This window comes from Bartonella sp. 220B (genome assembly GCF_026930205.1).
In the GTDB taxonomy this organism is placed as follows: domain Bacteria; phylum Pseudomonadota; class Alphaproteobacteria; order Rhizobiales; family Rhizobiaceae; genus Bartonella.
Window position 1 is genome coordinate 1 of record NZ_JANHOI010000006.1, and the last position, 12,265, is coordinate 12,265.

The following is a 12,265-nucleotide window of genomic DNA, read 5'->3' on the forward strand; positions in this document are numbered from 1 at the left end:
GCACTTATGTTGTGCGATGGCATGCGTATTTGTTGTGCGCTGTTGATATCCTTTTCAAAGCTGTTGTTGCTCTTCTGCGACTCTTCGCTATTATGAGGAATGATGACGGTATAAATTGAGGATTTGCTTTTCTATAATCAAGAATCAAATTCTTGTAGAAAGACATTAAGCTATGCTAGCTCCTTTTATTTAATGTTTGAAAAGTGCTCTAAAAATCCATGTGGGATAGCGAACAACAGAAAAACGATCCTGGACAGGACCCTGCTCTTGTAGTCAAACGCTTGCTGCCAGCTCGACGACAAATTTCTGTGCGTTGGCTTACAGGAACGGTTCTCACGGGAATCACTTCTTGCATTCTTATGGGTATTGCACTTTTTGCCGCCCTTGATGAACAGCAAAGATTGGTAACACCTCCACAATGGTTTACAGCAGAAAACCTTGCACAAACACAAGATCCTGATGCCAATGGCTATAAAAGTGACCGTATTTCTCCCACCCATGCGCGTCAAAGTTTTGATAGTAAACGACAATTTGAATTATCCATTCTGCAAAAAAAAGGAGATGAACAGGTCATTCAAACACAACATTTTGAATGGATTCGCATGGCTTTAGCAGAAAATCGCCCACATCGATATAATTATCCCAAATTTGATGCTTTAAGCATGTTTGCGAGTGATTCGAAAATACGAACCGTCAAATTACAAGATTCCGGACAAATTTACGGAGCGAAAGTGGAAAGCAAAATCGTCTTACGCAACCGTGATTTTATCATTGATCAAAGTGACTTTGATGGTGCGGATATCATGACGGATGATGAAGTACAAAAGGAATTAAAAAACGCTGGATTTTCTTTGGAAAAATCCAGTGAACTTCTTTCCATTCTTACCCTCATAGATCCTTTAAAATTAGACGATTTATCCTCACCCTCCCCCTTTACAGAAGCTCCTGAGGTGCGCATCGTTCAAGAAAATGTGACCATTTCCCCGCAAAGTCGTCGCATTGATCTCACAAAAAATTATGCTGAAGATATTATTCCCATTCGTAAAAAGAAAAAAATAGCCGATGCTTTCAAAGAGACCAGCTATACAAAGGAGCAAATTGATCAGGTGGTGAGCACTTTAACCAAGTTTTACCATTCTGATATGCTGAAAGAAGGAAGCCTTTTACGCATTGGTATCGTGACACAAGCAGGAGAAGAAGATCATCTGGTGCGTGCAAGCATTTATCAAGGAATGTATCATGTTCTCACCATTGCCCTAAACGATAAAGGGCGCTTTGTTGAAAGTACAGAGCCCCAAATGTCGAACGCACTTAAAACGGCTTTTCAAAATGGTATCCCGCATTCTTATGTCAATGCAACACAATTACCAACAGCTTATGATGCCCTCTATAGTGCTTTATTGAGCCATAATATATCACACACTCTCTCTGAGCATCTCATTCGTCTGCTTGCCACCAATATTGATATGAAAAACCGGATAACACCAAGTGACCAGATTGAAATATTTTATGCTTTACCCCAACAAAACGATAAAGAAGCCAAAAACGGACAAAAGAATCAAAAAACAAAAGGATTATCTACAAACATAGACCCTGAAATTCGTTATATCAGTGCAACTTTCGGCAATACGACTTATAAATATTACCGTTATCAATCAAAAGACGGAACTGTCGATTATTATGATTCAGAGGGAAAAAGCTCCAAACCTTTCTTGCTCCGCAAACCCACTCCAAATGGTGTTTTTGGTTCTCCCTTTGGACCACGCAAGCATCCCATTTTAGGCTATGTGCGCATGCATACAGGCGTTGACTGGGTTGCCCCAAAAGGATCGCCCATTATTGCGGTAGGAGATGGTATTGTCACAAGAATGGGTGTAACCGGTGGTTATGGAAACCATACAGAAATTCAACATAGCAATGGATATATCAGCAGTTATTCACACCAAAGTCGTTATGCGCCAGATATCAAACCAGGCGTTAAAGTACGACAAGGGCAAGTTATTGGCTATGTCGGAACAACAGGGATGGCAACGGGGCCCCATTGTCATTTTGAAATCATTGTCAACGGTGTAAAAGTCGATCCCATGCGCATTCGTATCCCGGACAGTAAAGCTTTAACCAATCAAGACTTACAAGCATTCTTGCGCGAAAAACATAATATTGATTCTTTATTAAACAGCCCAACACCACCACCAGAAGACACTTCTTAAACCACACATAAATAGACAGCCCAAAAAGTTTTGAATATTTCTGCAAACAGAAGATCCTAAACTTATAAAAGAAAAAAGCATAAATATTGTTTTCTCAAGCTTTAGACAAAACTCACATTATAGATCTGAGGTAATGCAGAACCTACGAAGAAGATTGCATCTGGCGCTATAAAACAGCGGTAACATCTCTTAATCTTGGCTTTTCAAACCCAAAAAATGGGTGAGAATATCACGATTATTGTAATAATATTGATGATTATACAAGGAAAGGACATTCACGTTAAAGCGTATAGCGTCCTCTCAAATCTTACAAAACCACACTATTGGTGATGAAATCTACCATTCATTGCCTTATTTTAAATAACTATCACACAAAAGTCATAAAATTTTGATCTCAGGTCTTGTCTTTGTGAATTGCTGCAAGAAAGTAGAGATATCGATTAAGAAACAGAATCTGTAGAATCGAGCTCTGCTTTATGAGCGATTTGATCTAACTTTTATCGCTATAAATATTTTTCAGATACGTTATCTCGTCTAAAAAAGAGCTAAAAAATTTAATGTGTGAAAAGTTAATTTTAACAGCTCTTATGAGATCAAGCCTGTCTAATATTTTATAGAGTTATTTTGTTTGGGTGATAATTTTATGAAATACAAATATACAATAATTTCTATTTTTTCTTTTACCATCTTTGTGTGTATAAAGCCTTATTTTTCTCACGCTCAAGATCTTTCTGTGACACACGAAACAAGACGAAGCTTTATCGAAAAATTACCTAAACCGCAACAAAGTGCGTTTGATGATCGTTCAACAGATGTCTACATCGTTAATGAGCTTAACAATCCACCTACTTCTATGGTGTTAACTGCTAGAAGAATTGAGCGTGGAGAATGGAAAACAGGAGGACACTGGGAGAAGACAAAGGTTGGGAGTATCATTGCACCTGGTTCGGTAGGAACAGCAGCAACAACATCGAATGCTTGGCTTTTTGGAGCCGGTGGTGCGATACAATATAGAATACAAGATGATGGAACATTTTTAACATTCCGTTGGTATAATCCCTATACAGGAAAACCTGAATATTCTGCTACCTCGAGCAACAAAAATTATTATTTTGAACGAAGAGAAGAAGGGGAGAAAAATGCTAGAGTCATTTGGTACGTAAAAAGAAAAGAGCCGGTAAAAAATTATTCTGTTGTCATAGCAGCCGATCCGCAACCATGGCGCTTGAGATCTGGCGATCCTAACGGGTGGAGCAACAGAGAACCTTGGTTAAAAGTAAATAAGAAGGTAGCAAAAGCCATAGAATCACACGCTGCTACATTTTATATTATCAACGGCGACTTGACTGAATTCGGCCGACCACAAACCTATCAAGACTATGCAGATGTGTATAAAAGCATCCCTTACCCTATCTATGAAGGACTAGGGAATCACGATTATTATAATAATGTTGGTGACTGCACAATACCGATATATAATCTTTCAAAAGATGCATGTGCAATAAGTGCTGTTAAAAGAATGCTCAAAGAAATAGACAAATACAGCAGTTCTTTACCTGAATTCAATAAACACGTAACGTCTCGTCAGCTCATACCCTTTGGAACCACTCATAACATGATAATAGGAAGTTTGAGTTATTCATGGGATTATGGAGATATCCACTATGTACAACTACAAAATTATCCCACTTATACTGTGAATTTATCTGATAGTTATACGAAAATCGTCATCACGAAAGCGCTCGATTGGTTGAAAAAAGATTTAGAAGCTGCCGATAAAAGAGGAAAAGTGACAATTCTCAACTTCCACGATGCGCGTCCCTATTATAGAGATAAAGATTCACATTTTCTTCATCCACAAAATGCGGCAGATCTTGCTACCTTTAAATCAATCATTACCTCTCATAATGTCAAAGCCATCTTTGTCGGACACAACCATTATCGAAGATATTGCCGTGCAGAAGATGATAAAGTCTTCGGCAATATCCCTGTATATACAGCAGGAGCACTCTTCACAGGAGACTACTATCTCGTTGATGTCCAAGGCAAAGACATTCACGTTAAAGCGTATAATGGAAAAACAGGGAAAGCTATTCTGATTAAGGATTTAGAGACAAGTGGCATCACCAAACGGTTTCGAAGCAGTTGTAGTAATTTATAAGAATATTTTTATATTTCTCTTATCAAATAAGGGGGTCTTAAAAGCCCCCCTTTTACGTTGTCGTTTGTGCCTCTTTTGAACCATTCGTGCTAAGCTTTGGCAAAGGAATGACAATTTTTGTCCCTCCCAAAACAGAAGTTTCAAAAAGTGGTTTTTCACCAAACTGCATACAAAGCTGTTCAACAACCAAACGACCAAGACCTGCTTTTTGCGCTGTATTTTGACTCTTCATGCCGACCCCATCATCTTCCACAATCAACATGAATTGCCCATCTTGTTGAGGACCAAAGGAGATATAAATATGGCCAGTGCGCTGATTAGGAAAGGCATGTTTGAAAGAATTTGTGAGCAATTCACCAAGAATAATTCCAAGCGTTGTTGCATCTCTTGAAGATAGCCGACAATCTTCAAAATTCGTGTGAACAGTGATATTTTCGCGCAATTCAAAAGGCACAGCCAATTCAACATCATGCACCACTGAACTGAGAAATTCTGCCAACAAAGTTGTTTCCATATCATCACTCAAACGCAAACGGCGATGGGCTGTAGATATTGTCTGGATACGATCACGTGCTGCCCCAAGAACAGAACGCACTTCTTCATTTTTGCTCCGATTTAACTGTAGCCCAAGCAAAGAAGACACCGTACCAAGTGAATTTCCAATACGATGACTTGCATCTTGCAACAACATCTCAACCCGTTGACGTTCTTTTTCGGCGTGATTGCGTGCCCTTTCCAATTCCTGTGTCCGTTCTTTCACACGTGCTTCAAGTGCTCTATTTTCACTATGAAGCAGCAATTGATACATCTTTAAGGAGCGCACATCTCGATGAAACCGATTAATGACAAAATAGGCAGAAATAAAAGTACTCACGACAGAAAGTATCGCCGCCAATGTTAAAGCAGCCCGCATAAGCGCTATACCTTCACGCTGTTTTTGTCGTACTGCATCATCACCATTGAGAAAACTTTTCATCAATTGTGCGAGACGTGCCACCTGAATCTTGGGAATTTCTAAAGAAACAGAAGATTGAAAAGATTGGTCAGGAATCACATCCACGGCATGCATATGGGCATTCATAAAAGCTTTGCGTGCTTCGACCTCTTTTTTAAAAGCGCTAAACCATTCATACCATTGTGGATGGGCATAAACAATAAGCGCGGTATAATCGAGAATATCGTCAATCTCACGTGCAGCATTTTCAAAGCGTACTTTGTCTTCTGCCTTTCGGGTTTTCGCATAGCTACGATCAGCAACAGCCATATCGATTAAACTAATCAGCACCAAATCAGCTTGTTCACGCAATTCTGAACTTGTATTCAATTGCGCGACTTCTCGATCAACAGCATTTGAGAGCAGTATAATAAAGATTGCAGCCAAAAGGGCCATTACAAGAGAAACAACAATTGCTCCCCAACGCCAGCTTGACATGCTTGAATCAGAAGAAGGATTATGAGAAAGCAAATTCGTCTTTGTTGTCATAGAATTTCCATTGGCGAACCTGAAAATTGTCATTTTTCAGCACAAAGGAAAACGCCCTTATAAAACATAACACAAAAAACCCGCTGGATGATTTCATACAGGCTTTCCTCACTTTTCCTTAAGGAATCATGCTAAACACTTTGAATTCCTTCAGATGCTGACTTTTACATTAATAGCTATAACGGGAATAAAAAAAACAAGGCTATTGACCATAATTATTATGCTTTTTTAGCCGTTAAATGAACACAATGTGCTTCCAGCGGAATGCGCATCGGGGCCGTAATCGGATTCACCATTGACTTTAAGAAGTTCCTGTAAGCGATTGCGTGCTCTACTCACACGGCTTTTAATTGTCCCCACAGCACAACCACAAATAGCTGCAGCATCTTCATAAGAAAAACCAGAGGCTCCAATGAGAATAATGGCTTCTCTTTGATCAGCAGAGAGCATATTTAAGGCTTTTTTGAAATCTTGCAAATCGAGTGATCCATATTGAGCAGGATGAACCGCTACATTTTGAGTCAATATACCATCGGTGTCTTGAACTTCTCTCCCTTTTTTACGCATTTGGCTATAGAATTCATTACGCAAAATTGTAAAAAGCCAAGCTTTCAGATTTGTTCCCATTTCAAAACTGTCCTGCTTTGCCCATGCCTTCATAACGGTATCTTGGACCAAATCCTCCGCTTTATCGTGTCTTCCACTTAAAGAAAGTGCAAAAGCGCGCAAGGCTGGTAACACAGAAAGAAGTTCTTGTTTAAAGTTTTTCACGCCCTCTAACATAGTGGATTTATACCTTTTCCACATGATTTAAGCGAAATTGCTCTGCGCGCTCCAATCTGTCCAAAAGCTCTAGCAAACGCACTGGTAGGGCTTCTTCTTGAATTTCCATGTAAAACTGGCGTAATTTCCGTGCTATTTCGCAATTGACCCCGAGAAGATCATCCCCACGCATGAAATGATTGGTGAGATTTTTTTCATCACGGTCGTTCATTTTTTATCCCCCTAATCCATATTATAATATCAGTAGCACCGAGAAGAATTTTTCGCCTTATGGTTGTAAATATGGTTGTATGCAAAAAGTTCCATACGAGGACAGGAACTTTTTCATCTCTTGAGAATTTCAATCAACAAAGTGCTTCAAAGGTCAAAGGAGTTATAAACATGTCATTATCCACGCGTATAGCACCGCATCTTCCTTATCTTCGGCGTTTTGCCCGTTCTGTAACAGGCAGCCAATCCTCTGGTGATGCTTATGTGTCAGCGATGTTGGAGGCACTTATTGCCGATATTTCCATTTTTCCCAAAACATCCAGTGATCGCATTGGTACCTATTGGCTGTTTTGTCATCTTTTTGACCAAACCACCCCTAATATACCTGAACCACTTCCACAATTTGGACTTGAACAAAAAACCAACGCCAAATTATCGTACCTTACTCCGCGTGCACGCCAAGCATTTTTATTGATTGCGGTTGAAGGATTTAATGAACAAGAAGCCCGTGAAGTCATGGATCTTGACGCGAAAGCGTTTCGCACGCTGCTTAACCAAGCCTCGACGGATATTTCTCAACAAATTGCTACAGAAGTTATGATTATTGAAGACGAGCCTCTCATTGCACTAGACATTGAACAAATGGTAGAAAGCTTAGGTCATCGGGTGGTAGGAATAGCGCGCACCCGTGATGAAGCTGTCATTATGTATCATAAGAAAAAGCCCCGTTTGATTTTGGCTGATATTCAATTGGCCGATAACAGTTCAGGCATTGATGCGGTCAATGACATTTTGCAAAATGACCAGATTCCTGTAATCTTTATCACGGCTTTTCCTGAAAGATTATTAACTGGAGAACGGCCAGAACCGACTTTTTTAGTCACCAAACCCTTTAATCCTGATATGGTGAAAGCGCTTATTTCCCAGGCTTTATTTTTTCAAGAGAATGCTTCGAAAGCCGCCTAAAACAGATTAACATTTTGCAAAATGATCGTTACGCCCATTCCAAAGCCCCCTATGGATAAATCCCATCTTAGCGCTCTCATGCAAGCGATCCGTGGTGCAGATATTTTTGTTTTATACCAGACAACAAATTTGGTTTATTTATGGGCAGAAAACCTACCACAGCATTTGCATCATAAATGGCGGGTAGGATGTCGTGACAGTGATTTTTTTTCACTTGATCTGGCAGACAATATGGAAACAATCAAATTGCAAGTTTTAGCCACCGGCAAGATGCAAACCATTGAAGCACGGTTTGAAGATATGTCCAAACAAGCAATGTGGTATAAATTTTCTATCGACTGCCACCGCAATGATCATGGAGACATTATCGGTATTATCACCACCGGTGTTGATATTTCAGGCTTACGTCGCCGTGAACAAGTATTGAAAATACTTCTTCGGGAAGTGAGTCACCGTTCTAAAAATCTTCTCGCCATCATTCAAAGTATAGCTAGTCAAACGGCACGCTATACTGAGTCTCTTCAGATTTTTTTACGCAAATTTCAAGGACGCCTTCACTCTCTTTCTCATTCTCAAGATCTCATTACCGATTCTGATTGGCGCGGTGCCCAATTTCGCGAATTGGTACAAACGCAAGCTTTGGGCTATTTGATAAAAGAGACAGAACGTTTTTCACTTGAAGGCATAGATCCTTATCTTTTTCCCAATGCGGCTTTACATATTGGTTTGGCTTTTCATGAACTCATTGTGAATTCTCTTTCTTTCGGCGCTTTATCACAAGAAAAGGGTAGTGTTTGCGTAGGCTGTGAACTCCACACAAAAATAAATGGAAAAATGCAACTTCTCATCACTTGGAATGAACGTTTTGAAGCGCAAACGCTTCTTGTCAATAAGAAACAAGCCTGTTTTGGCAGTACTGTCTTAGAAAAGATTGTCCCTGTTTCTGTCAATGGTTCAGCTTCTTTAAAATTAACAGAGACGGGAATTGTTTATTGCTTGTGTGTTCCTGATACGTATTTTGACACTTTTTTTTAAAATAGCGGTTAAAACTCTGTAACATGAAAAAGCAACAGTCCCTCCCAATTACCTCGTGATCTTTCTTGTCCAGCACCAAGATATTTTTTGCACAATACATTTCTGAGCATTTATTCTACAATTGAGTTTACCGGAACAGCCCACCGGAACAGCCCACCGGAACAGCCCACCGGAACAGCCCACCGGAACAGCCCACCGGAACAGCCCACCGGAACAGCCCACCGGAACAGCCCACCGGAACAGCCCACCGGAACCTAAAACCTTTAAAAACGTTTTTTCATAAGAAGACGCCCCGAGGCTGACATATCCGTTTTTATCCTGTCAACCTCTCATTTGGAAAATATTTTATGAATACCCTCGTTTTTCTTCTTCTCTTGGTTTCATGTACAGATGATTTTAACAGCTGTTATTCTAACAACACAATGGTTAAAACTTACCCAACAGCTCAAGCCTGTGAACAAGCCATGATACCATCCACAAAAAAAATTGCCTCTTATGGGCAACAAATTTTTGCCCAATGTACAAGCATACAAGCAAACTTACACCAACAAGAAGTAAAATTGATCTGGTTTGTAACAAACCGCGGAAATTTTCTGCTTAAAAGTCAAACCCTGCTTAAAAATCAAACGATAAATGATAAAATGTCTAAAGAGCACGAAGAAGATATTTTACCACCATCCTTGCCTCTTCTCCATCCTTCTTCCACAAACCACTTGCACAAAAAAACTTAAAAGCCTAAACCCATCAGGCCCCCAAAATAATCGGCAGGAAAAAACCAATGGAAGAGGAGCGCATGATGGATAATCAACACATTCAATCTTCAAAAGACCATCACGCAGAGCAATGTACATTGCCTCAAGATTACCCTCCCTTAGACCCCGCGGTAGAACGCGTAAGAAAAAAGCTTATGCGTTTCATGTTTATTTCTATGCTCATAACGCTTATTCTTATTCTTGTCGTACTCTTTGGAGTAATCTACAAAATTGTAGCAACAAATTCAGCGCCTCAACAAACAACCCCTTTTTCCTCTCATAGGATAAATCAAAAAACCGTTTACCATACACTCTCCTTACCGAAAGAAACACAAATTTTGTCGCAAAGCCTTTCGGAACAGAACATTGTCTTGAAAGTTTTAACACCAGAGGGACAGACAAAGTTCATGGTCTATAATTATTATACCGGTGCGCTGATTGCTGTACTTATCTGTGAAACAACAGAAAGCGCATCCCTCCCCCATTAAAGTGATAACACGCCTCACAAGAGACTAACCTCACAAGGGACTAACCTCACAAGGGTCTAAAACATCGCTCTTGGCTAAGCATCTTCCTCTGCCAAACATATTGCCCCACGCGACATCGACGTGGTTCCCTCTGCATCTTTTCAGCTAAGAAATGCAACACCTCATCACTTGCAATGGATATTTTGAAGCACAAATGCTTCCTGTCAATAAGAACCAAGCCTGTTTAGCAGTATGGTTTTAGAAAAGATTGTTTCTCTTTCTATAAATAGTTCAGTTTCTTTAAACAGGAAAAGCAACTTTTTCTCTCAACGCACCAGCATTTTGAGAAATTTCTGCCCCCCCTTTGAAAGTTCAAAACCTAAAAGCTCAAGATAGGCTCTTTCTCAAGAGAAATACAGTCTAACACCATTAAGCCCGCCACCCATAAGCGCTTTCATGCTGCTTGATGATTTTTAAACATTTTCCTCGGCCGAAGATGTTGCTACCCGACGACGACGCGGCTTTCTCTGTATCTCTTCACCCAAGACAGGAAAAGAAGCCGTTTTTTCTGTCGACGCATCACCATTTTGTGATACCTCACCATTTTGAGAAGTTTCTAATGCAGCCTTTGAAAGTTCAAAACCTGGAAGCTCAAGGGGGGCTTTTTCTTGGGCACGGACAGTACGTCGACGTGAAGAGCGACGTATTTTCTTGACAGGTTCAACACTTTCTTCAGCAGCGCATTGCTCTTGATCACTTTCCTCATCTAACAAAGCAGGTGCCTTTAATGCCTCTCCATATGCGCATCCATTTTGTGGCTTAGTGTATTGACCACGACCATTTTCTTGCGCTCGTATTTGAGAGATGTCCGTATCACAACTGACAGTGTCTTTTCTCTCACCCTCAGTGTTTATTTCACCGTATTCTTGCTCATTGTTTTCATCACGGCTCTCATCACGGTTTTCATCACGTTTAGCAGATTGGGAATTTTGGCCAACCGCTGCGAGAATAATACGCAAATAATGCTCCGCATGTTGGAGATAATTCTCTGACATAACGCGATCACCAGCCCCCTGAGCATCACGCGCGAGACTTATGTACTTGTCAGCAATTTGCTGCGCATTTCCGCGAATCTTAACATCTGGACCGCTACTTTCATAATTTCGAGATAACGGGTTAGGTCCACGACGATTATTGTTGTTATTATTACCATTACTGTTATTATTGCGACCGCGTACCCGTCTATTTTGTTGTGGCCTCATCTTTGTCCCTTTTTTTGGAGTATGTGTGTCTTAATTGACTCTTTTAATTGCACTATTTTCCGATAATGCTGGTCATGCCTAAAATACGGTTATCAGACCATCCACGTTTTATTTTACTTAAATGATACCTACTGATATTTGATAAAAACATGTATTTTTTGAAAATTACAAAAACAGTAGGGAAACCGCAAACTTAAATTCCCTATTTCTCTGTTAACCAGCAAAAACCCAGTGATGTCCATATAAAATGCCAAGTATTAAAATGCCAAGTATTTTTTTTTAAAATAGACCATATTTTACTAAAAAAATAACCATCTTGTGGAAAAACAAAAAAGAACATGCATGCGATACCCCTAGTAAAAGAATAAATTCTATCAGAGAATAAAGAGAAGCTCTTTTTTCGCTTTAAAATGACCGATTGATTCTAAAAACGCCGATATTCCCTGCCCCACATCGCACTTAACTCATAAGTACTTACACCCCCACGAGTCATTGCATGAACGTATTCACATTTCGAATATAGTCTTTCTTTTGCATTAAAGCAAGACCTTTGTAAACGATAATCCACTCTCTCTTCACAAATCTCTCATTTTTTATACACTGTTGAACAGAAAGCACACTTCAAATCCTTTAATTATCAGCAAAGCGGTTCTCTTGACGGTTCTCTTGTCAAAGCGAGCCAATTGCTCAATAGCATGTTATTTAAAAGTTTCAGATATGCGGCTTTTATTGCTACCTACCAAAACGCTATAAGGAGTGTCTCTGCTAACGGCTTCATCCCCACCACAACGGATTTTGGAAAAGGAGGTTCCTTTTAAGAGTGAGAAATTCAACGTTTTTTGAGCAAAAAACCTCAGATAATTCACTTTTCCCACAACCAGACAGCTTCCTGCCAAAAATCTTTCTAAAAACTCCCTCTTCGGTAGTTGCAAAGAA

Annotated in this window: 11 protein-coding genes; 6 read left to right on the top strand and 5 right to left on the bottom strand. The window is 39.8% G+C overall.

Annotation, left to right across the window (positions count from 1 at the left end; translation table 11 throughout):
* The first annotated feature begins 218 nt into the window (after positions 1-218).
* Positions 219-2,210 carry a M23 family metallopeptidase gene (locus tag NPX99_RS05115; RefSeq protein ID WP_269030818.1) on the top strand — a complete coding sequence of 664 codons (1,992 nt, stop codon included), beginning with the start codon at positions 219-221 and terminating at the stop codon, positions 2,208-2,210.
* Between the two features lie 643 nt (positions 2,211-2,853).
* Positions 2,854-4,371 carry a metallophosphoesterase gene (locus NPX99_RS05120; RefSeq protein ID WP_329957939.1) on the top strand — a complete coding sequence of 506 codons (1,518 nt, stop codon included), beginning with the start codon at positions 2,854-2,856 and terminating at the stop codon, positions 4,369-4,371.
* Between the two features lie 52 nt (positions 4,372-4,423).
* Here NPX99_RS05120 and NPX99_RS05125 read toward each other — a convergent pair whose 3' ends face one another.
* The 3 genes from NPX99_RS05125 to NPX99_RS05135 form a co-directional block, all read right to left on the bottom strand.
* Positions 4,424-5,854 (bottom strand): sensor histidine kinase, encoded by a 1,431-nt coding sequence (locus tag NPX99_RS05125; RefSeq protein WP_269030819.1) that lies wholly within the window; start codon positions 5,852-5,854, stop codon positions 4,424-4,426.
* 228 nt (positions 5,855-6,082) lie between these two features.
* Positions 6,083-6,637: an RNA polymerase sigma factor gene (locus NPX99_RS05130; RefSeq protein WP_269030820.1), complete on the bottom strand. Its 555-nt coding sequence runs from the start codon at positions 6,635-6,637 to the stop codon at positions 6,083-6,085.
* A 7-nt stretch (positions 6,638-6,644) separates the two neighbouring features.
* A complete protein-coding gene (locus NPX99_RS05135; RefSeq protein WP_269030821.1) occupies positions 6,645-6,848 on the bottom strand; it encodes a NepR family anti-sigma factor in 204 nt (67 codons plus the stop codon).
* Between the two features lie 170 nt (positions 6,849-7,018).
* Between NPX99_RS05135 and NPX99_RS05140 the strand changes: the two genes are divergently transcribed.
* Both NPX99_RS05140 and NPX99_RS05145 read left to right on the top strand, forming a co-directional pair.
* A complete protein-coding gene (locus NPX99_RS05140) occupies positions 7,019-7,813 on the top strand; it encodes a response regulator (protein WP_269030822.1) in 795 nt (264 codons plus the stop codon).
* Between the two features lie 21 nt (positions 7,814-7,834).
* Positions 7,835-8,848, top strand: coding sequence for a PAS domain-containing sensor histidine kinase (locus tag NPX99_RS05145; protein WP_269030823.1), 1,014 nt, complete (start codon positions 7,835-7,837; stop codon positions 8,846-8,848).
* A 110-nt stretch (positions 8,849-8,958) separates the two neighbouring features.
* Here NPX99_RS05145 and NPX99_RS05150 read toward each other — a convergent pair whose 3' ends face one another.
* On the bottom strand, positions 8,959-9,096 hold the full coding sequence (locus NPX99_RS05150) for a hypothetical protein (protein ID WP_269030824.1): 138 nt from the start codon (positions 9,094-9,096) through the stop codon (positions 8,959-8,961).
* Positions 9,097-9,195: 99 nt separating this feature from the next.
* On the opposite strand from NPX99_RS05150, the gene NPX99_RS05155 reads away from it, so the two are divergent.
* Positions 9,196-9,579: a hypothetical protein gene (locus tag NPX99_RS05155; protein WP_269030825.1), complete on the top strand. Its 384-nt coding sequence runs from the start codon at positions 9,196-9,198 to the stop codon at positions 9,577-9,579.
* 62 nt (positions 9,580-9,641) lie between these two features.
* A complete protein-coding gene (locus NPX99_RS05160) occupies positions 9,642-10,088 on the top strand; it encodes a hypothetical protein (protein WP_269030908.1) in 447 nt (148 codons plus the stop codon).
* 452 nt (positions 10,089-10,540) lie between these two features.
* Here NPX99_RS05160 and NPX99_RS05165 read toward each other — a convergent pair whose 3' ends face one another.
* Positions 10,541-11,329: a DUF4167 domain-containing protein gene (locus NPX99_RS05165; RefSeq protein WP_269030826.1), complete on the bottom strand. Its 789-nt coding sequence runs from the start codon at positions 11,327-11,329 to the stop codon at positions 10,541-10,543.
* Positions 11,330-12,265 lie beyond the last annotated feature (936 nt).